Origin of the sequence: Virgibacillus dokdonensis (assembly GCF_900166595.1) — a bacterium.
GTDB classification, from domain to species: domain Bacteria; phylum Bacillota; class Bacilli; order Bacillales; family Amphibacillaceae; genus Virgibacillus; species Virgibacillus dokdonensis.
Genome location: NZ_LT745763.1, coordinates 1 through 22,245 on the forward strand (window position 1 = coordinate 1; position 22,245 = coordinate 22,245).

Sequence of the window (22,245 nt, forward strand, 5' to 3'; positions counted from 1 at the left end):
AAAATTTCAATCCACGCACCTATACAAGGTGCGACGTTGCAAAAAACTACACTAAATTATTTAAACAAATTTCAATCCACGCACCTATACAAGGTGCGACTACAGCTTCGTAAATACCAACTTCAGAAATAACCATTTCAATCCACGCACCTATACAAGGTGCGACGGGGGTGACTGCTATTGGGTTAATAAATTGGATGTTTGATTTCAATCCACGCACCTATACAAGGTGCGACGTACCTTTGTAATTCTTTTGGTAGTTTTGATTGTTTATTTCAATCCACGCACCTATACAAGGTGCGACGATATTAAATGGCTTGTCGAACAAGCAGAGCGTTTAATTTCAATCCACGCACCTATACAAGGTGCGACAGGCGGAGGCGATAGAGTTCGGAAGGCAGTTGGTAATTTCAATCCACGCACCTATACAAGGTGCGACCGGCGACGGTTGGGCACATCCGAAGGGTTACGTAATATTTCAATCCACGCACCTATACAAGGTGCGACGAGATACGCCAAGAAAGGCGTAGATTAAAGAACATTTCAATCCACGCACCTATACAAGGTGCGACTGCGATTTCCTCCTATAAAATCCAATTTTATGGAATTAATTAGGTTTTTATAAGTGTAAATCAAGTAAGTAAAGGCTTGTATTGCAATTTTTTGTTATATATAATCCATATTTTTCTATTTCATTGGTGCGAATCCCCCGGGGATTTCATGTGCACTTGGGGTTCGCACTAAAAGTATAAAAGCCCTTCTACTAATTATTGTAGTATATTGTGGCTAAATTTCAATATTTTTATCATTTCACTATGTATAAAATTTTTTGGTTTTACAGTATTAGGAGAACAATGTTTTCTCCATAAGACTTAACGATAAGTCAAATTTCTCTAATGTAGCTAGAAAAATTAAAAATATATACTTATTCATCCGTAGTCAATAGAAAAGGTTTATGGTACAATTTACCCAAGAACAACATGGCATTATTTTCCTATCTAACCTTATAAAATATACACGATAGGCTGTGATTACATGAATTTTATTGCACATATTCGACAAAGTGACAACGAAGTTCAAACTGTAAAGGATCACTTGTTAGAAGTCCAAGCATTGGCAGAAAAGTATGGTGAGCCGATAGGGATGAAACATTTGTGTGGGCTTGCAGGATTGCTTCATGACTTTGGCAAGTATAGCCAGGAATTTCTTCATTATATTCATGCTGCTGTATATCATCCGAAAGATGCCCCTAAACGAGGCAGTGTTGACCATTCCACGGCTGGTGCAAAACTACTATATACATTATTACACACAAAAGATATGACACCTAATAAGGCGCTAGTGGCTGAGGTTGTCGGTAATGCTATTATATCCCATCACTCTTATCTACATGATTTTTTAACCCCTGAACTAGAGTCAAAATATTTAACTCGCGTTCGTGATAAGCCTTTGCATGAGTTTGATCAAATGAAAGAGAACTTTTTCGAAAATATTATGAATAAGAATGAACTTGACCAATACATAGAAAAAGCAACCCAAGAATTACTTCCATTTATTCAAAGCGTTCCTAGGAAAGATACAGAAAAACAGTTCATGTTTGTTACAAAGTTTGTGTTTAGTGCACTTATTGATGCAGATCGTACGAATACGAGGTTATTTGAAGAAGATGAAACACCATCGAATCCTGATCATAAGGCATTGTTTGAAACGTATTACGAACGATTACATGAAAAAATAACGGCATTTCAAAACCATCCAAATGCAAATACACCCATTAATCGCTTGCGTTCAAAAATGTCAGAGCAATGCGAAGTAGCTGCGGAAAAAGAGTCTGGTATTTATACGCTGTCTATTCCTACAGGTGGAGGGAAAACATTAGCTAGTTTGCGATATGGATTAAAGCATGCTTTGTTACATCATAAAAAGCGAATTATCTATGTCGTTCCATATACCACCATTATTGAACAAAATGCGGAAGAAGTACGAAGTATATTAAAAGATACAGAAAACATTTTAGAGCATCATTCTAATGTTATCTTAGATGATGATGATAATGATGAGCATCTAGACGGTACGATGACAGAAAAACAGAAGTTGAAACTAGCTAAAGATAATTGGGATGCGCCAATTATTTTTACAACGATGGTACAGTTTTTAAATGTATTTTACGCAAAAGGAAGTCGTAATATTCGTCGCTTACATCATTTGAGTGAAGCAATTATCGTCTTTGATGAAGTGCAAAAAGTGCCTGTCAAATGTATTTCGTTATTTAATGAAGCGCTTAATTTCTTAAAAAATAATTGTAAATCAAGTATCTTGCTTTGCACAGCAACGCAACCAGCGTTAGATTTTGTGCAAAATAAACTAGAAATTAAGACAGATGCGGAAATCGTTGAAAATTTAACGGATGTGGTTGACGCTTTTAAACGAGTGGAAATTATAGACAAAGCAACCGATAGAGCGGTATTAACGAGTGATTTAGTCTCATTTATTGATCAACAGTTAGAACGTGTTCAAAGTGTACTCGTTGTGTTAAACACGAAAAAAGTTGTGAAAACGCTTTATGAAGAGTTGCAACAAAATAGAGGTGATGACACCAAGATTTATCATTTAAGTACGTCCATGTGTGCGGCACATCGAAATGATATTTTAAGCAAATTAAGACAGGACTTGGATAATAATATTCCGGTTATTTGTATTAGCACCCAGCTAATTGAGGCTGGCGTAGATATTAGTTTTGATTGTGTTATCCGATCTTTAGCTGGTTTAGATTCGATTGCTCAAGCTGCAGGACGTTGTAATCGACATGGGGAAAAGGATATGCAGGAAGTATACGTGATAGATCATCAAGAAGAACAGCTAAAGCATTTAAAAGAGATTGAAATTGGGAAACAAATTACGAGGCGCATTTTAATTGATATGAAGCGAAACCAAAATGAGCATGGGGGCAATATCCTCTCGCCACAAGCGATGGAATGCTATTTTCAGGAGCTTTACTTAGCTTTTGCTAATGATTTGAATTATTTCATCCCAGCTTTAAAGAAAGACATGATGGAATTATTAACTGCTCCAAAAAATGAATTTAGCTATGTACAGGCATACCGAAGTAAGTATAGTGCTGAGGTGCCGTTATTTATTACAAATAGCTACCGAACAGCTGCCGAACATTTCCATGTTATCGATAACGTGACAACTTCTGTTATTGTTCCTTATGAGCATGGGGGGAAAGAATTGATAACAGAATTGAGTGGCAATATATCAATGGAAGATTTAGGACGCATTATGCGATATGCACAGCATTATACGATTAACCTTTACAAATATGAGCTTGATTTAGTCATGAAAAATAACGGTTTAGTTTCTTTCTTTGATGGGAAAATCTATGCATTAGCAGATGGTGCCTATAGTAGTGAATTTGGATTTGATGTAGAAGGCGATAGTTCGGATGAAGTGTATATGTTTTAAAGGAGCAAATATTACAAATCCACTTTGAAAGGGGGTGAACGAATGCGAAATGCAATTGAATTTGAAGTGTGGGGAGACTATGCCCTGTTTACCGACCCGCTTACGAAGATAGGTGGGGAAAAATTGACGTATCAAGTACCTACATACCAAGCGTTAAAAGGAATTGTGGAGTCCGTCTACTGGAAGCCGACAATCGTTATGGTCGTAGATGCTGTACGAATTATGAACCCAATTCAAATGGAATCAAAAGGCATTCGCCCAATTGAATATAAAGGTGGAAATACGTTAGCTAACTATACGTACTTAAAACAGCCAAGATATCAAGTCAGGGCGCATTTTGAGTTTAACCTTCATCGTCCTGATATGGCTTTTGATCGAAATGAGAACAAGCATTATAGCATTATGAAACGTGCTTTAAAAGCTGGCGGAAGAAGAGATGTATTCCTTGGTGCTAGAGAATGTCAAGCGTATGTTGAACCGTGCGTGTTTGGTGAAGGAGAAGGATTTTACGACAATTATGAGGAAATTCATTTTGGGACCATGGTGCATGGAGTGAATTACCCAGATGAGACAGGGGATAACCAAATGGAAGTTCGCCTTTGGAATGCTGTGATGAAGCATGGCGTCATCACATTTCCACGACCTGAGGAATGTAGTCTCACTCGTCCAATAAAAAAGATGAAAGCAAAGCAATTCAATGAAACCAATGTACAATCGGCTAATGCATTACTTGATGAGATAGGAGGTGAGTAAATGAGTTGGCTACACCAATTATATGAGACGTATGAAGCGAATTTGGATCGTGTCGGTGAAATTGAAAAAACAAGAGGCAATAAAAGTTATACATTACTACCGATTTCTCATACGACACAAAATGCGCATATTGAAGTCACTGTAACTGAAGATGGGGAGTTTCATTCAGCCACTGTTTTAGATAAAGTGAATACATTAATTCCTACTACGGAAAGCTCTGCAAGTAGGTCAGGCTCTAAAGTAGCACCCTATCCACTTCACGATAAATTAAGCTATGTTGCTGGTGATTTTGTAAAGTACGGTGGAAAAATAAAAAAAGAAGAGCCATTTGCTAGTTACATAGAACAACTAGAAGAATGGGTGACATCACCGTACGGCCATCCAAAAGTAAAAAGTATCTTTACATACTTACAAAAGAAACAACTCATTAAAGATTTAGTGGCAGCAAATATCCTTTTTTTAGATGAACAAGGTCAGTTGATCGGGAAATGGAATAAGAAGTATGAATCCTTACACGGAGAAAAGCCGGCTGTTTTCTCTGCTATTACGGGCGGACAAGAGAGCGCCTTTGTTCGATTTAATGTATACTCGCCAACCAAACACTTAACCAATGTGTGGGAAGATAAAGAAATCTATGAATCCTTTATTCATTATTATAATAATTTAGTTGTCGAAAAGGATATTTGTTTTGTAACCGGAACATGGCAGGCAAGTACGGAAAGACACGCCAATAAAATAAGGCATGCTGCAGATAAAGCGAAATTAATATCTGCAAACGATACAAGTGGATTTACGTTTAGAGGTCGATTTAATAAAAGTTTGGAAGCGGCAAGCATTAGCTATGACGTGTCGCAAAAAGCGCATAATGCTTTGAAGTGGTTAATTCTACGCCAAGGCTACATGCTCGATGAACGTGTTTTTCTAGTTTGGGGAAACGATCAATTGCAAACTGTCATGCCAATTGATGATACGTTTTCGATTCATCCAACTGCAGCGGTTGTAGAGGAAAGCAAAACAAACACATTAGATCATTTTGCCAATGAAGTTGCTAAAGCATTTGCAGGCTACAAACATGATTTATCGATTACATCCAATGTAACGATATTAATTGTCGATTCGGCTACGACTGGGAGATTAGGAGTCTTATACTATCGAAATATGAATAAAGAATTTTATTTACAGAGATTAGAACATTGGCATTCTACGTGTGTTTGGGAGCATCGGTATCGCAAAAATGAGGATGGCAAGTTTGTGACATTTTTTGGAGCGCCAGCAACGAAAGACATTGCATTCGCTGCTTATGGTTCACGAGCAAGTGATAAATTCGTGAAAGATTTAATGTCAAGAATGCTACCGTGTATTGTTGATAACAGAGAAATACCGACAGATATAGTAAATAGTACATTTTACCGAGCGTCTAACCCAGTCGCGATGGAAAAATGGGAGTGGGAAAAAACGTTAAGTATCGCATGTGCATTAATTAATAAAAGGGAGGGAATGGATGTGGCTTTAGATCGTGAATTGGATGATCGTGATTATTTATTTGGCCGATTATTAGCGTTAGCGGATGTACTAGAAAGAAGGGCATTGGATCAAGATGAGACACGTGCTACGAATGCGATTCGTTATATGAATGCTTTTTCTAAACATCCTGCTCGTACTTGGAAGACGCTTCAGGAAAGTATACAGCCATATCAAGCTAGACTTGGAAAGCGAGGTAATTATCTGGCTAGTTTAATTGATGAGGTTGGCTCGAAATTAACGATAGAAAATTTCAACGACAAACCGTTGTCAGGAAAATATTTATTAGGGTTTTATAGCCAACGTAGGGATTTGTACCAAAAAAAGACAGTAGAAAATAATAGCGAGGAGAATGGGAAATGACGATATTAGATCATAAAATAGATTTTGCGGTAGTTTTATCTGTAAACAATGCGAACCCAAATGGAGATCCATTAAATGGTAATAGACCTAGGCAAAACTACGATGGGCATGGAGAAATCTCCGATGTTGCCATTAAGCGTAAAATTAGAAATCGCTTTTTAGATATGGGTGAGAAAGTATTTGTGCAATCGAATGATTATAAAGTAGATCAATATAAAAGTCTAAAAGACCGTGCTGATGCTCATGAAGAGCTTAATAAAGCTTCTAAAGCAAAAGATAATGAAACGTTTGCTAGATTAGCGTGTGAAGAGTGGATTGATGTACGTAGTTTTGGACAAGTGTTTGCTTTTAAAGGTTCTGATGTATCTGTTGGTGTTCGAGGACCAGTATCTGTTCATACCGCAACAAGTAAAGACCCCGTTGATATAACAAGTATGCAAATTACAAAAAGTGTCAATTCCGTTACTGGGGATAAAAAAGGGTCAGATACGATGGGGATGAAGCATCGCGTGGATTTTGGGTTATACGTTTTTTATGGAAGTATCAATACGCAATTAGCAGAAAAAACAGGTTTTTCCACAAAAGATGCTGAGAAGCTAAAGCAAGCGTTAATTAATTTGTTCGAAAATGATGCGTCATCAGCAAGGCCAGATGGAAGTATGGAAGTTCACCACGTTTATTGGTGGGAGCATCATTCTAAGTTAGGACAATACTCATCAGCTAAAGTACACAGAACAGTAAAAATTAAATCAGATAAGGAATCTCCTAAGAGCTATGATGACTATTCCATCACTGTTGAAGAATTGGACGGGCTACCTGTAGAGGTATTGGATGGCAAATAAAGAAGAAGACTTTTTAATGCTTTCTGGGATTCAACATTTCGAGTTTTGTCGTCGTCAATGGGCGCTAATCCATATTGAGCAACAATGGGAAGAAAACGTGAAAACAATTGAAGGACATTACTTACATCGCAAAGCGGACGAGCCGATGATACGTGAAAAGAGGGGCAATAAATTAATTATCAGAGCTTTGCCAGTAAAGTCGAAAACGTTAAAAATAAACGGGATTTGCGATGTAGTTGAATTTATACAAGATGAAAGGGGTATTGACATTCACGGGGAAGAAGGAAGTTATCTTCCCTTCCCTGTGGAATATAAACGAGGACGACCGAAAAGAGATGATGCGGACATCTTACAATTAACTGCTCAAGCGATATGTTTAGAAGAGATGCTACTCTGCCAAATAGAAAAAGGGTTTATGTATTATCATGAGATCAAGCACAGGGTGGAAGTTCCTTTTACCGATTATCTTAGACAAAGAGTAAAAGACATTACGGCTGAGATGCATGATTATTATCAGAGACGGCATACGCCAAAAGTGAAGACAGGTTCCTTTTGCAAAAGCTGTTCCCTGCAGCATATATGTTTGCCAAAGCTCATGAATAAACGATCGGTAAAAAGTTATATTGAAGGGAAAATAAATGAATGAGGAAGCTTCTTAACACGCTTTTTATTACGCAATCAGATGTTTATTTATCTCTGGATGGAGACAATATTGTCTTATTAAAGGAACAAGAAAAATTAGCGAGATTGCCACTTCATAATTTAGAATCCATTGTATCGTTTGGGTATACAGGTGCAAGTCCTGCATTAATGGGTTACTGTGCAAAACGTAACATCTCGATCGTTTTCATGACCATGAATGGAAGTTTTCTTGCTAGAGTAATTGGGGAGAGTAAAGGAAATGTTGTTTTAAGAAAACGTCAATATCAGCTTTCTGAAGACGAAGACCAATCAGCTATTATAGCTCGCAACTTTATTGTAGGAAAAATTTTCAATCATAAGTGGATGATTGAACGAATGACTCGGGATTACCCTTTGCGAATTGATGTAGCTGCGTTTAAAGAAGTGTCAGTCCAATTATCAAATGTGATGCAAGAAGTAAGAGCTTGCCGTGATTTAGAAAGCTTAAGAGGATGGGAAGGGCAGGCTGCGTATAGTTATAATAAGGTTTTTGATCAAATGATACTGCAGCAGAAAGAAGTCTTTTTCTTTCATTCTCGTTCACGAAGACCGCCTTTAGATAAGGTGAATGCCATGCTGTCATTTGCATATACACTACTTGCGAATGATATGGCAGCAGCACTGGAATCCGTTGGTCTTGATGCATATGTTGGATTTTTACATCGTGATCGTCCGGGAAGAGCTTCATTAGCCTTGGATGTTATGGAAGAGTTAAGGGGAATTTATGCCGATCGGTTTGTTGTTTCAATGGTTAATAAGAAAACAATCAAAGAGGAAGATTTTCTACGTAAGGAGAATGGTGCGGTTATTATGACGGATGATGGAAGGAAAAAGTTTCTATCAGCTTGGCAAACGAAAAAGCAAGAGAAGATGACGCATCCTTATTTAGGAGAAAAAATAACATGGGGATTGGTTCCTTATGCGCAATCACTATTGTTAGCACGCTATCTACGGGGAGACTTAGACGAGTATCCACCATTTTTGTGGAAGTAGGGATAAAATGTTAGTATTGGTTACATATGATGTTAACACGTCAAGTGATGGTGGACAAAAACGATTACGAAAAGTAGCTAAAGTATGTCAAAATTATGGTCAGCGTGTTCAGCATTCTGTTTTTGAATGTATTGTTGACGATACACAATTTGCGACATTAAAAATTAAACTTAGAGAAGTAATTGATGAGGAAAGAGATAGCTTGCGTTTTTATCGGTTAGGGAACAATTATAAAACGAAGGTAGAACATGTTGGGGCAAAAGAAACTATTCATTTAGAAGATCCATTAATTTTTTAGTGCGAACCCCAAGTGCACATGAAATCCCCGGGGGATTCGCACCAATAAAAGTGGAAAATATGGTTTGTTTTTAACAAAATTTAGCTGTTTTAGATGTAAATCACCTAATTCCCTATTATAAAAACCCATTTAATTCCATAAACAAGGAATTTTATAGGAAGAAATCGCAGTCGCACCTTTCATAGGTGCGTGGATTGAAATAACGAAATAAGTCGCTGACCATCCATCATAACCAAGTCGCACCTTTCATAGGTGCGTGGATTGAAATCATTGCTTCCTCGAGAGTATTTAATGTGTTTAGTGTCGCACCTTTCATAGGTGCGTGGATTGAAATGCTTGCCCTTTCGTCTAGTAAATCCTCTGGCAACCGTCGCACCTTTCATAGGTGCGTGGATTGAAATCCTAGCCTATGATCTAAAATTTGATAAATTATATGTCGCACCTTTCATAGGTGCGTGGATTGAAATTCACCGAAAATTGGAACGGCCATGAAATAAGGTTGTCGCACCTTTCATAGGTGCGTGGATTGAAATAAAAATTGGTACATTAGGCCAATGTTTTTTTAGTACGTCGCACCTTTCATAGGTGCGTGGATTGAAATTCACTGACGAATTATTACAACAAACGGAAGAAGTAGTCGCACCTTTCATAGGTGCGTGGATTGAAATCTTTTTAAACCAACTCATTACATCATCCAGTAAAGTGTCGCACCTTTCATAGGTGCGTGGATTGAAATCGACACTAATAGATTTGGAGTTGGGTCGACAGTGGGGTCGCACCTTTCATAGGTGCGTGGATTGAAATTGCGAGTATTACCTTCGGCTTTTTAGCGTCTGCAGTCGCACCTTTCATAGGTGCGTGGATTGAAATCTTAGTGATTTTAATTACCTAATTAAAAGTAAGTTGTCGCACCTTTCATAGGTGCGTGGATTGAAATAACGAATTAAAAGCGCTGATACAAGCGGATGCAGTCGCACCTTTCATAGGTGCGTGGATTGAAATCCCGAATCTCTCTTTGTAACTGTAAGAAAAACCGTCGCACCTTTCATAGGTGCGTGGATTGAAATTGTAATTTCCGCAGGCTCATCATCGTCGGCTTGCGTGTCGCACCTTTCATAGGTGCGTGGATTGAAATCATTAATAATTATACATCAGAATTGATACTTAATCGTCGCACCTTTCATAGGTGCGTGGATTGAAATCGACCGTTCGAGGTTTTTTATTTGAGACGCTCTTATCGGGTCGCACCTTTCATAGGTGCGTGGATTGAAATAATTCAAACATATATACCCCATTAAACATAAAGGCGTCGCACCTTTCATAGGTGCGTGGATTGAAATGCCGACCCCCTGAACGGCAAGCGCCCCAATTAAGTCGCACCTTTCATAGGTGCGTGGATTGAAATCTTGCAGACTTTCGCTTAAAAGGTCTGTCCATGGTGTCGCACCTTTCATAGGTGCGTGGATTGAAATCTCGACTACCCTCCCCTACTTATAAAAGACGAAAGGTCGCACCTTTCATAGGTGCGTGGATTGAAATTTTTTGGTTGATAATTGCTTTTGCTGTTGCTATTGTCGCACCTTTCATAGGTGCGTGGGTTGAAATCAAACGGTTATATAAACAATGAAAGAAATATTGTAGTCGCACCTTTCATAGGTGCGTGGATTGAAATGGCACTCTCGGAGCAGCTATCGCATTTACGGCTAAGTCGCACCTTTCATAGGTGCGTGGATTGAAATCGACAACTCGATCATTTTATCCTCAGTTAAAACAGGTCGCACCTTTCATAGGTGCGACAAATATCTTCACAGCATTCATTCAACCCGTTCCGCTATTTTTAGGAGATGAACCATATATTTTCCATCTTATTGCTTTTTGTTAACCCCATGGAGAATGTAAGGAATGATTGGTTGAATAAATGCTTTTCTCGATTGCTGACTGTTTGTTCGCCATTCAACAGAAACACCATACATACCCCAGCTTAGCATGATGGCTGTGTTTTTTAAGGCGGAACTTTCAGAAATGGAGTGCTGCTTTAATAATATGGGATAAAATATGTTCGTTAACTTATCTATAATGATACGAGATATGGTATCCTCATAGCCTGATTGGCAGCGGTGAGCCAATGAATCCCAAAAGTTAGTAATAGCAATAAAAGTACTAATAATCATATCTTCATTGATTTCTTCATAATCACTTAAATCAAAAGTTATATTTGTTATTAATCCCTCTTCTAAAGCCTGCTCCAACAGATCAAACTTATCTTCAAAATGATAATAAAAAGTAGCTCGATTAATAGTTGCTTCATTCGTAATATCCGTAACTGTGATATCTTTAAATTCTTTTTTATTAGAAAGCGTGATGAAAGAATCCATAATTAATTTTCGTGTCCGACGCATTCGAGGATCTGTGTTTGGATTACTCATATATTTTTCCTCCTCTTTTTCAACGATTTATTAATAGTGTTGGATAAGCAACATATCCAACGAAATATCGATACTAATGAATTAAATTATGTACTACAATACGAATAGAAAGCAACTAACGTACCTTCAAGAGTTGAGGAAAATGTTCATAGATAGTTTTTTAAACGAGGAGGTTTTCAAATATGTCAAACAAGGATCAAATGATCTGTGATTTGGAGACGGGCGTGTGCGGTGAGGTTGAAGACAAAGAAATGGAAATGATGGATTTCGACCAACCGGATAATTCAATAGATTTGTACTATGTGACGGATCCTATCTGTTCACACTGTTGGGCATTAGAACCTGTTCTTCGCAGATTTGTGAAGCAATATGGTTCGTATGTTAATGTTCGAGTTGTAATGGGAGGGTTATTGGAAAAATGGGAAGGGTTTGGCGACCATAAGAATGGCATTTCTAAGCCGGAAGATGTAGCTTTACATTGGAAAGAAGTTGGTGAGCATAGTCGAATGCCAATTGACGGTACACTTTGGTACGATAACCCTGTTCAATCTTCCTACCCTCCTTCCCGTGTGTATAAAGTCATTCAAAAACAGAGTGAAGCATTAGCGGAAGTATATCTGCGTCGAATTCGAGAAGCTGTATTTGCGTTTAATCAAACGGTTTCTGAACGCTCTGTGCTTGTTGACATTGTAAATAGAATGGGATTGGATGGAGTAACAATCGTTGATGAAGCTGGGTCTGCTCGTGCGCAACAGTTATTGAATGAAGATTTTCAGCTTGCAGCAAGGTTAGGTGTCAGAGGTTTCCCTACAATCATTATGATGAATGAAGAAAATAAAGGAGTTAAAATAGTAGGTGTTAGAGAGCTGAATAACTATATTGCTGGATTACAGAAAGTGATAGGTGTGGAGGATTTAAAAGCAGAGAGCCGACCTTCCCTACCCACTTTGTTGCAGGAGGAAAGGCTCTTATTCGCGAAGGAAGTTGAGGAAATGTATGATTTATCTCCGACTGATTTCCCTGATTTTGTAAAAAAAGAGCTGCCTACAAATCAATATCACATGAAAGAAGTTTTAGGGGAGACGTATTTATCCAGTATAGAATCATAGATGCCTTTGTGGATGCTAGTGTTGCAGTAGGAGGTAGCAAGACATTCCTACTGCATGCTGTTTTGCGTTATTTAGCATAAGGCCATTTCTGTTGCAACATATTGATAAAAGTGACTACGTTTCGCTTGTTTTTCATAATAGGTGAATAAACATAGGAAAATGTCCGTCTGAAATGCATGTCTTCCATCTGCAAAATGGCGAGTTGTTTTAATTGAACATCCCGCTCAATCACACTGTAAGAAAGTAAAGAAAGTCCCATCCCATTAATAACACTTTCCTTTACCCCTTGATTACTACCAATGGTAATAATGGATTTCACTTTTAATCCGTTGGAGCGAATGACATGCTCTAAATACTCGCGTGTCCCCGACCCTTTTTCACGGGAAATCCATGCTTGGCTTTGCAAATCTGAAGTAGTTACTTCCGCCTTATTTGCTAATTTATGCTGATGAGGTGCAACAACCCATAATTCATCTTCCATAAACGGGCATACAGCTAGTTCTTTATCACTCGTTTGTCCTTCAATAAGTCCAATATCCACCTGAAAATGTTTTGTTTGCTGGACAATTTCCTCTGTATTTCCAATAACTACTTCCAATTCAAGCTCGGGGTAAGCTGTATGTACATCTGCAAGTAAAGCTGGCAATATATACTCCCCGATCGTAAAGCTGGCACCTATCTTTAACCTACCTTTTACGATTTCTTGTTGTTCTAATATATCACGTTTGGTTTGTTCATAAATCTTCAAAATTTGTTTGGCGCGTTCATACAGGATTTCCCCTGTTGGTGATAGTTGCAATGATTTTCGGGAACGAACTACTAATTCTGTTGCTAGTTCACGTTCCAGATTCTTTATATGTAAGCTGACACTCGGCTGCGATATGTGTAAGACTTCCGCTGTTTTGGTGAAATTTTTAACTTCTGCCAAAGTAATGAAAGTACGTAAAGCATCATAATACATGTAGCCATCCCCTTTTTTATTAAGAAAGATAATAATAACAATTATTTATATGTATTTTACTAATAATATTTCGTTCGGTAAAGTAAAAGGGAGAGAGATAAAAGGATGTGAATGTGGTGGAGAATAAAGAAAAGAGAACGGGACGTCTTGCATTTATTCAAGGAATAGGCATTACATTAATCATTGCTATTATAGCTAACTATGTTGCGAAACTGCCTTTTTTATCGATTATGGGTCAGCTTGTTATTGCTATTATTATAGGTATGCTATGGAAGCAGATAGTTGGTGTTCCAAGTCATCTCCAAAAAGGAGTTACATTTTCTAATAAAAAGCTACTCCGTTTCGGGATTATTTTATTAGGTATGCGACTCAACCTAGTAGATATCTATGAAGCGGGAATAAGTGTATTTATGATTGCAGCTATTTGTTTGGTATTTACTTTAATTGTTGTCTACGGATTAACAAGGTGGTTTGGAGTAGGCAAACGACTAGGGATTTTAACAGCATGTGGGACAGCGATTTGTGGTGCTGCAGCAGTGGTTGCGGTTGCACCACAAGTAAAGGCAAAAGATGATGAGACAGCTGTTGGTGCAGCTACAGTTGCAGTGTTAGGAACACTGTTTACGTTAATTTACAGTGTAATTTATACGATGTTACATTTATCGCCGACTGGATACGGCATTTTTACAGGTGCTACACTGCACGAAATAGCACATGTGATAGCGGCGGCTGATGTTGCCGGAAGTGAAGCTGTAGATTTAGCTGTTATTGTTAAATTAACGAGAGTGGCATTATTAGTTCCGGTTGTGATTGTCGTAGGTTACTTGTTTCAGCGAAGCGGGGAAGAAACGGGTAAAAAAGTATCGATGTCCATTATTCCTTGGTTTATCTTAGGTTTTCTTGCAATGAGTGGATTTAATACACTTGGCATTGTATCACAATCTGTTGCGGATTTGATTGTTGCTACTGCCTATTTGCTTATTGCCATGGCGATGGCAGGTCTTGGCTTGAATGTTGATTTAAAGACGTTTCGAAGACTTGGAATGAAGTCTTTTGCAGCGGGGGTTGTTGGATCTGTTTTGCTTGTAGTATTAGGGTACTCACTCGTCATGCTATTTCAACTAAATTAAAACATGTGTTCAGTCGTAAAAATATATCTTTTTAACGTCTCATGAAGTTGGTATCTATTATATCGTATGTGAATCATGGTTGAGTAGAAAAAATAGGCTTGTTGCCAAGTTTTATAGCGAAAAAACACTGTCGTTTTTTTATACGATAAACCTTTAGACTTTCCTATAGTATAATAAAAGCAAAAGACAGCGAGGAGCTACCATAAATGACATCAGAAAAACAAAAAATGATTAAAGGTGAATTATACAATCCAGCTGATCCAATACTTGCCCATGATCGAGAAATTTGCCGAATGAAAACGCGGCTGTTTAATCAAACAATAGAAACGGAGCTAGCAAAACGTAAGGAGTTGTTACAAGATTTATTTGGTTCTACGGGAAATGAACTCTATATCGAGCCAACATTTCGTTGTGATTACGGGTATAACATTCATGTAGGCAATCATTTTTACGCTAATTTTGATTGTGTCATGTTAGATGTTTGTGAGATTAAGATTGGCGATAACTGTATGCTGGCTCCAGGAGTACATATTTATACAGCGACACATCCCTTAAAAGCGGATGAAAGAAATGCCGGGAAGGAGTATGGAAAGCCTGTAACAATTGGCGACAATGTTTGGATTGGTGGGCGTGCTATTATTAATCCAGGCATAAGTATTGGCACTAATGCTGTCGTTGCCTCAGGTTCAGTCGTAGTAAAAGATGTTCTCGCAAATACGGTTGTTGGTGGAAATCCAGCTAGAGTGTTAAAGCAAATGGATAATAATTCATAGGATGTTACAGGCGCTATTATGAAAACATTATAGCGCCTTATCGTATAAGATTTATGCATAAAGAGTCAACAATTTTAATAAAAAAAGGTGTTAATGATGCTCTTTTTAATTAAAAAGTACAGGGCATTCGCAGCGGCTAATTGATGCACACGGGAATATAGTATTGTAAAAGCTTTTAGGGAGGGGGTTTTTACAATGCGGAGACAGCGTAAGGCAGCCTTCTGTTTTCCGGGCGGATACCGCTGGTGTGGTCCTGGATGCAGTGGTCCGGGTGAACCCATCAATGATGTAGATGCAATTTGCAAGGAACATGATTTGTGTTATAGACGTACTGGAGATCACTGTAAATGCGATCAAGCATTTCTTGAGCGGATGCAGTTGAAAATCGATCCTACAACTGTAAAGGGAAGGCATGCTCGTACCATGTATCATTACATGAGATACCAAAGCTTATTTACGTGTGGGTTTAGAAAAATGTAATATGGTCTCAGTTAATAACCATGAAATGTTTAAAGCCCCTATAAAAGAGTAGACTGTTCTATGAGAAGTTTCATCGCGCATGGGATGTTTTTTCAAAAAAGGGTTATTTTGTTAGTTAACTAGCTGAAAACATCCGCATTATCTTAAGATCAGTCACTCTTTCGGAATACTACAAAACTGTTTCTATCACCCGTTTTAAGGTTGTATCAACCTGCCGCTATCTCGTCTGAAATAATGTTATCTTGCTTTAGGCATACCCACTTTAAATATAAGGAAAATGTTCTTAGTCATGAATTATAATCTCATTCGAGGGTGGTTGAACTCTATAACTTTTAATTAAAGTCCAAGTAATATTTATAGGATTTCCCGATATAGTAGTTTATTGTGTATTCATAAAAATTTTTGGGTTTACATGAAGTGAAACGTGTTCGTTTTAAAACAGGTTCATGTTTGGTGATACTTAATGCTGTACGTACTTCATAATTAGGTAGAACCGCTTCTACAACTTCACTATTATCTTTCACTTGAATTCCGTGTTGATGAAGGTAAGAGTAAAAAGAATCATAATAATCATTGGGATCTAAAGAGAAATTTTCATCCTTTTTAAAGTATGATACGGAATAAACAAAGGCTTGTTTCGAATCTCCTCGTATCCTTTTTAAGATCATTACTTTATCGCCGATATTAGTGTTTAAGTACATGGCAAGCTTTTTATCAGCATCGGTTATCTCTAATTTGACATCCATTGTCCGTGCTTTTTCACCTAATTCTCTCATCTCTTCTGTGAAGCTTTTTACAACGGTGAAATTATCTGAAGGTTCAACGAAATCGGTTACAAAGGTTCCCTTAGCTCTTTGGCGACGAAGCAAATCTTCTTTCACCAATTCATCGATTGCCTTTCTTATTGTAATTCTACTCACATCATATATTTTACACAATTCCACTTCGGTTGGGATTTTATTCCCTTCTTTCCATTTCCCCATTTTAATATTATCTCGCAAACGATCTGCAATTTGAACATATAATGGGATTGCATTACTAGCCAAAATGTTTCCTCCTATCTATATGAAGTATTGTTATAACATTATATCATATCGAGTGGTATAGTTCATACAAAATACATAAGAGAACGGAATTAATTACCAAAAACATAAATGTTTAATTGCATTGTCCAACAATGGGAACAGTTGAGCAAAACGAATAGATTTGTTGTATAGAATTCAACAACAGATAGCTTACAATGGAAATTACTCTTATTTTGGAACCTCCTCGTTTAGGGACATGCGGTCATCATAAGGCGAAGTAGCTTTCAACGCCATGAAGGTAAGGTCGTGTCCCATCCCAGACACAGATTATGTGCATTTCCTTTGTTTTTAGATTCATTTTCCTCTGTATTTCTGCGCTTTAATATATTTTCTTTTCCCAGCTTGAAGATATGAATAATTTAGGTAAGGTTTACAAAAAAATATAATATCTATTGCAACCTATATTTAAGTCTGATATTATTTACATTAATGTTATATGGTTATAACATTATTACAATAAAGTAAAGAAGGGAGCAGTTATTATGGCTTATGATTTATATCCTCAAATTGATATGAAGGGAGGTATTGATCTATATACTGGATATGATGAAATATGGAAAAAAGTAGATGATGCAATAAAACAAAGAAAAGCTAATGTTATTACAATAGAATGTTATCCAGGAACCTTGGAAGAAGAATTGGAGCAGTTAATAAATCAGCTAAAACCAGACCTAATCATTCACGCTGATGAAATCTTTTTATCCAGTGAGGAAATTACTGCTAAAATACAAGATCATTTAACAGACGATCGTGTATTTGGAGTTATGAGCAATCATGCTTTAGCTGACTTTATAGACGAAGAAAAATTTGATAAAACATTGGCTAAAATTAATCATGCTAGAGATAAAAAAATTGTTATATATGGAGTGGGCGCATCGTTAGTAGCTCCTTCTGATTTATTGCTTTATACAAACTTAGCAAGATGGGAAATTCAATTAAGATATAGAGCTAAGAAAGTTTGTAATTGGAAGGCCAATAACTGGGAGGAGGAAACGCTTCGTAAGGTAAAACGTGCTTACTATTTTGACTGGAGAATTGCGGACAAGTTAAAGAAGAGTCTATTTGATAAAGTTGACTTTATGTTAGATGTTAACAAAGAGAACCAGCCTAAAATGATAGCAGGACATGATTATCAGATGGCTTTGTCACAGGTGGTTCAAAGACCATTTCGCTTAGTTCCTTATTTTGATTCTGGGGTTTGGGGTGGCAAATGGATGCAAGAAAAATTTAATGTAGCAAAAGACAAAATAAATTTGGCATGGTGCTTCGATTGTGTTCCTGAAGAGAACAGTATATATCTTGGCATAAACGGAGAAAAGTTTGAAATACCCGCTAATGATATCGTTTACCAGCGTCCAGTTTCGTTACTAGGTGAAAAAGTATATGGAAGGTATGGAACAAGCTTTCCAATTCGATTTGATTATTTGGATACAATGGGTGGCGACAACTTAAGTTTGCAAGTGCATCCAAAGGTAGAATATGCTCAAGAAACATTTGGGCTGCACTATACTCAAGATGAAAGCTATTACATTTTAGAGGCTGAGGAAGATGCTGTTATATATTTAGGTGTAAAAAACGGAGTTGAAAAACAGTCTCTAGTAGATGCCTTAAAATCGTCACAGGAAGAAGGTAATCGATTTCCGGATGAAGATTTTATTTATCGTAAAAAGATAAAGAAACATGACCATTATTCTATACCAGCTGGAACAATTCACTGTAGCGGTAAGAATAGTGTTGTTTTAGAAATTAGCTCTACCCCTAATCGTTTTACTTTTAAACTATGGGATTGGGAGAGAGTGGATTTAGATGGCAAGCCGAGACCGATTCATTTAGAGCATGGTGAGAAAAATATTGATATCTCTAGAGATGAAGACTGGGTTGAGAAGGAAGTAAGTAACCAAGTAGTTAAAATCGCAGAGGGCGATGGTTGGACAGAAGAAAAAACAGGGCTTCATATAAGAGAACCTATTGAGACCAGACGTCATTGGTTTTCATCAGAAGTGATGCATGAAACGCAAGACAGCGTCAATGTATTAACGCTTGTTGAAGGTGAGGAAATTATTGTTACAAGTGTTAATGCATCATTTGAACCTTTTGTTATTCATTACGGTGAGACATTTATTGTTCCTGAATGTGTGAAGCAGTATAAAATTTCTCCTCATGGTCCAAGTGTGGGAAGCACAGTAGGAACAATAAAAGCGTTTATTAGGTGAAAATGGTATGAATTTTATCGCTTTTTGTAAGTACTTTTAGTTACAGCGTCTACATGCCAATTCATTTACATCGCCTAGATTATATCGATACGAAATATTCAGTAGGAGGTGGGTGAAATCTCCTACTGAATGGAGGTAGCACTTCGTTTATAGGGTTTTGAATCGTGATTTCGATGGTACGTTGCGTTTCGTCTTATCTATGTTGTGCAAACTAAATGGGCAAAGTGAAGGTAAGGTCGGATATAGAAAAAATAGTCACACTGTATAAGTTGTTGCATATCTTTGTGACACAAAGACAAGCTATATAAAGAAGTATCAAACGTAGTTGTAACAATACTGTAACAAAAAACAATAGAAAGCGTTTTAAAATAATGTTATTATAACTTTATAAAGTTATAACAATATGATGAAAGGAGGTTAAGTATAAAGCGCTACATTTTGTTACACGGCGAAGGGAATGGAAATATCATTGCTTCCTGTGTAAGAACGCATAACAAAAGCAATAATTATCGTAAAAACTTGGATTATGCGAAAAGCTATTGTTTTCTTATCTCTAGACCATAATCTATAACGTTCTTAATAGTGAAAAAGGAAGTGATTAAGTGATAGGAGTATTAGTAACTTCTCATGGGCCTTTTTGCGAGGCTTTAATTAAAACAGGCGAAATGATTACAGGACAACAGGATAATGTCAGTCACATCTCGCTAGATGATAAAGGTGTTAGTGATTTCGCTGCGAGGCTGGAAGAGAAATTAAATGTGATGACTGAAGAATATGATGAGGTCGTTATTTTATGTGATATAAAAGGCGGAACTCCTTGTAATGAAAGCATAAAATATGCGTTAACTTATAAAAATAATCTTGCTATTATAGCAGGAGTAAATTTACCAACCTATTTAGAAATTATAAATGGTACAGGCTTTATGAAAAGCATCTCTGAATTAACAGATTTTGTGAAACAAACTTGCTTCAAAACAATTGAAATTATTGAGATATAGAATGGAGTAGATGAAAATGGCAATTACATTAGTTAGGATTGATGATCGAGTTATACATGGGCAAATAGTAGCTAGATGGTCTAGATTTAAGCCTTGTAATGGAATTCTAATAGTTAATGATAGCATTGCTCAAGACCCGATCCAAAAAAAGATATTTACAAATGCAGCCCCAGCAGAAATTAAAGTTGGCGTTTTTACCGTGAATGAGAGCATAGAGAAAATTAAAAAAGCTAGAGAATCAAAAAAGAATTATTTTTTAATTGTTAAAACACCTGTAACATTGCGAGAAATTGTAGAATCAGGTGGTGATTTTGGGACTGATATTAATGTTGGCCCGATTAGTGCAATAGCTGGTGGGAAAACGGTAGCAAAAAATGTAACCATATCAGAAGAAGATAAGTCTGCTTTTGACTTTTTAGAGAATCATGGAAAGACCATTCAATTTCAGTTAATCCCCGATGAAAAAGCTGTTAAATGGTCAAAAGTTAAACAGAACTTCTAATTTTTAAACGGAAGGAAAGATGAATATGGATCTACTATTGTTAATCCAAGGACTGTTGATAGGTATCTTTTGTTATTTAGGGTCTGTTTCGTCTCCTTGGTTAATGGGTGTTACTGGTGGTTATTATGTATTAGGAAGACCATTAGTAGCTGGTTTGATTATTGGTCTTATTTTAGGAGATGTTACCACTGGAATTATTCTAGGTGTAGCTGTTCAGGCTGCTTTTATAGCAACCATTAGTACAGGAGGTACACAAAATTCAGAAATAACTTATGCCGCATATGGTGGGATAGCCCTTGGTCTTTTATCAAACGCAGATACTGGCGTTGCTGTTACGTTGTCAGTCGGTATTGGAACGCTAGGGTTAATCCTGCACAATTTAATGATGATTGTAAATTCAGTGTGGAATAAAAGAACGGAAAAAGCGGCCGCTGAAGGCAATGCAACCAAGATTATATATAACAACGCCGTATATCCACAATTGTTGAACTTTGTCCTTAGGGTAGTACCTATAACACTTGCTGTTTATTTTGGACAAGGATTTATAACAAGAGTTTTAGATATTATCCCAAAAGATGTAACTCAAATTATGACCGTATTGGGTGGACTACTTCCTGCTTTAGGAATAGCTTTATTAATGAATCTGCTTATAAAAGAAAACAAACAATTGATTTTCTTTCTCACAGGATTTGTCATTATCGTTTTCTTTACGGATAGTATGATTGCGCTAACAGTGTTTGGTGTATTAATAGCTTATATCGTTTTCCTTAGCTTAGGTCAATCACAAATTGAAACAGATGATGATGGGGTGATATAAAATGCCGAAATTAGATAAAAAAGATTTAAAAAGAGGTTGGAGAAGCTGGGCTATGTTCCATTTATCTTCTATGAGTTTTGAAAAATTAGAAGCAAATGGTTTTGCACATTCCATGATACCGATTTTAAAGAAATTATATAAAGATGATCCAGAAGCTTATAAGCAAGCTTTGGAACGACATACGGCTTTTTACAATACCGAACCACAAGTAGGAAGTTTAGTGAATGGTGTTGTAGCATCAATTGAAGAAGAAAGGGCTAACGGCAAAGAAGTTAACGATGAGATGATTCATAGTGTCAAAACTGGATTAATGGGCCCAATTGCTGGAATGGGTGATTCAATTATTCAGGGTATTATCATTCCAATATTACTTTCTATAGGAATGGGGATTTCGGCTAATGGAAATCCGGTAGGGGTTTTTGTTTACATTGTAGGGTATCTATCTATCATTTTAACCGTATCGTATTTATTATATATGCGTGGTTATAAAATGGGAGTTCAAGCTGTTGATGAATTATTAGGAGCCAACTCAGAAAGATTAAGAAGCGCATTCACTTTACTGGGTGTCATGGTGGTAGGTGGTTTAGCTGCCTCTTTTGTAAAATTAAATACCATTTTACAGATTCCAAATGGTGAGGAAGTATTAGAATTCCAAAAAACGCTAGATGGATTTTTCCCTAAGTTGTTACCTCTTATTGCCGTTTTGGTTTGCTGGTATTTGATCTCTAAGAGAAAATGGAGTGCAACAAAAGTACTGTTATTTTTAATCGTAATATCCATCGTTGGTGTGTTGTTGAATGTATTTTAGGACTTCTCGTTTTAAATAGGGACTCGA

At 37.0% G+C, this 22,245-nt stretch carries 19 protein-coding genes and 2 CRISPR repeat arrays; of the genes, 16 read left to right on the forward strand and 3 right to left on the reverse strand.

Annotated features, from left to right (window positions below; all coding sequences use genetic code 11):
• The first annotated feature begins 3 nt into the window (after window positions 1-3).
• A CRISPR array of direct repeats spans window positions 4-572; the repeat unit is 32 nt; unit sequence ATTTCAATCCACGCACCTATACAAGGTGCGAC.
• A 463-nt stretch (window positions 573-1,035) separates the two neighbouring features.
• Genes B2C77_RS01860 through cas2 form a run of 7 tightly spaced genes read left to right on the forward strand, consistent with a single transcriptional unit; the run spans window position 1,036 to window position 8,916 of the window.
• Window positions 1,036-3,465, forward strand: a complete 2,430-nt coding sequence (locus B2C77_RS01860) for a CRISPR-associated helicase/endonuclease Cas3 (protein WP_077702148.1) — start codon at window positions 1,036-1,038, stop codon at window positions 3,463-3,465.
• 42 nt (window positions 3,466-3,507) lie between these two features.
• Window positions 3,508-4,218 (forward strand): type I-C CRISPR-associated protein Cas5c, encoded by a 711-nt coding sequence (cas5c, locus tag B2C77_RS01865; protein WP_077702149.1) that lies wholly within the window; start codon window positions 3,508-3,510, stop codon window positions 4,216-4,218.
• Window positions 4,219-6,102: a type I-C CRISPR-associated protein Cas8c/Csd1 gene (cas8c, locus tag B2C77_RS01870; RefSeq protein WP_077702150.1), complete on the forward strand. Its 1,884-nt coding sequence runs from the start codon at window positions 4,219-4,221 to the stop codon at window positions 6,100-6,102.
• Window positions 6,099-6,944, forward strand: a complete 846-nt coding sequence (gene cas7c, locus B2C77_RS01875) for a type I-C CRISPR-associated protein Cas7/Csd2 (protein WP_077702151.1) — start codon at window positions 6,099-6,101, stop codon at window positions 6,942-6,944. The genes cas8c and cas7c overlap by 4 nt, the downstream gene beginning before the upstream one ends.
• Window positions 6,934-7,590 carry a CRISPR-associated protein Cas4 gene (cas4, locus tag B2C77_RS01880; protein ID WP_077702152.1) on the forward strand — a complete coding sequence of 219 codons (657 nt, stop codon included), beginning with the start codon at window positions 6,934-6,936 and terminating at the stop codon, window positions 7,588-7,590. Before cas7c ends, cas4 begins: the two co-directional genes overlap by 11 nt.
• A complete protein-coding gene (gene cas1c, locus B2C77_RS01885; protein ID WP_077702153.1) occupies window positions 7,587-8,618 on the forward strand; it encodes a type I-C CRISPR-associated endonuclease Cas1c in 1,032 nt (343 codons plus the stop codon). Before cas4 ends, cas1c begins: the two co-directional genes overlap by 4 nt.
• A gap of 7 nt (window positions 8,619-8,625) precedes the next feature.
• Entirely contained in the window at window positions 8,626-8,916 is a 291-nt protein-coding gene (cas2, locus tag B2C77_RS01890) for a CRISPR-associated endonuclease Cas2 (protein WP_077702154.1), read from the forward strand.
• 169 nt (window positions 8,917-9,085) lie between these two features.
• A CRISPR array of direct repeats spans window positions 9,086-10,655; the repeat unit is 32 nt; unit sequence GTCGCACCTTTCATAGGTGCGTGGATTGAAAT.
• A gap of 126 nt (window positions 10,656-10,781) precedes the next feature.
• On the opposite strand, the gene B2C77_RS01895 is transcribed toward cas2, so the two are convergent.
• A complete protein-coding gene (locus B2C77_RS01895) occupies window positions 10,782-11,342 on the reverse strand; it encodes a TetR/AcrR family transcriptional regulator (RefSeq protein WP_077702155.1) in 561 nt (186 codons plus the stop codon).
• Window positions 11,343-11,524: 182 nt separating this feature from the next.
• On the opposite strand from B2C77_RS01895, the gene B2C77_RS01900 reads away from it, so the two are divergent.
• A complete protein-coding gene (locus B2C77_RS01900) occupies window positions 11,525-12,451 on the forward strand; it encodes a DsbA family protein (protein ID WP_077702156.1) in 927 nt (308 codons plus the stop codon).
• Window positions 12,452-12,518: 67 nt separating this feature from the next.
• Here B2C77_RS01900 and B2C77_RS01905 read toward each other — a convergent pair whose 3' ends face one another.
• Entirely contained in the window at window positions 12,519-13,412 is an 894-nt protein-coding gene (locus B2C77_RS01905; RefSeq protein ID WP_077702157.1) for a LysR family transcriptional regulator, read from the reverse strand.
• Window positions 13,413-13,519: 107 nt separating this feature from the next.
• Between B2C77_RS01905 and B2C77_RS01910 the strand changes: the two genes are divergently transcribed.
• From B2C77_RS01910 to B2C77_RS01920, 3 genes are all read left to right on the forward strand, one after another.
• The gene (locus B2C77_RS01910; RefSeq protein WP_077702158.1) at window positions 13,520-14,542 is read left to right on the forward strand and encodes a YeiH family protein; all 1,023 of its coding nucleotides are present in this window, start codon (window positions 13,520-13,522) and stop codon (window positions 14,540-14,542) included.
• Window positions 14,543-14,748: 206 nt separating this feature from the next.
• Entirely contained in the window at window positions 14,749-15,315 is a 567-nt protein-coding gene (locus B2C77_RS01915; protein ID WP_077702159.1) for a maltose acetyltransferase domain-containing protein, read from the forward strand.
• A gap of 195 nt (window positions 15,316-15,510) precedes the next feature.
• Window positions 15,511-15,795, forward strand: coding sequence for a phospholipase (locus B2C77_RS01920; protein WP_077702160.1), 285 nt, complete (start codon window positions 15,511-15,513; stop codon window positions 15,793-15,795).
• Window positions 15,796-16,127: 332 nt separating this feature from the next.
• Here B2C77_RS01920 and B2C77_RS01925 read toward each other — a convergent pair whose 3' ends face one another.
• A complete protein-coding gene (locus B2C77_RS01925) occupies window positions 16,128-16,841 on the reverse strand; it encodes a GntR family transcriptional regulator (protein WP_237342818.1) in 714 nt (237 codons plus the stop codon).
• A gap of 518 nt (window positions 16,842-17,359) precedes the next feature.
• Between B2C77_RS01925 and B2C77_RS01930 the strand changes: the two genes are divergently transcribed.
• From B2C77_RS01930 to B2C77_RS01950, 5 genes are all read left to right on the forward strand, one after another.
• Entirely contained in the window at window positions 17,360-19,093 is a 1,734-nt protein-coding gene (locus tag B2C77_RS01930; protein WP_438272972.1) for a class I mannose-6-phosphate isomerase, read from the forward strand.
• A gap of 602 nt (window positions 19,094-19,695) precedes the next feature.
• Window positions 19,696-20,091, forward strand: coding sequence for a PTS sugar transporter subunit IIA (locus tag B2C77_RS01935; RefSeq protein WP_077702162.1), 396 nt, complete (start codon window positions 19,696-19,698; stop codon window positions 20,089-20,091).
• Window positions 20,092-20,107: 16 nt separating this feature from the next.
• Window positions 20,108-20,593 carry a PTS sugar transporter subunit IIB gene (locus B2C77_RS01940; RefSeq protein WP_164085419.1) on the forward strand — a complete coding sequence of 162 codons (486 nt, stop codon included), beginning with the start codon at window positions 20,108-20,110 and terminating at the stop codon, window positions 20,591-20,593.
• 25 nt (window positions 20,594-20,618) lie between these two features.
• The gene (locus B2C77_RS01945; protein WP_077702164.1) at window positions 20,619-21,410 is read left to right on the forward strand and encodes a PTS mannose/fructose/sorbose/N-acetylgalactosamine transporter subunit IIC; all 792 of its coding nucleotides are present in this window, start codon (window positions 20,619-20,621) and stop codon (window positions 21,408-21,410) included.
• A 1-nt stretch (window position 21,411) separates the two neighbouring features.
• Entirely contained in the window at window positions 21,412-22,218 is an 807-nt protein-coding gene (locus tag B2C77_RS01950) for a PTS system mannose/fructose/sorbose family transporter subunit IID (protein ID WP_077702165.1), read from the forward strand.
• Window positions 22,219-22,245 lie beyond the last annotated feature (27 nt).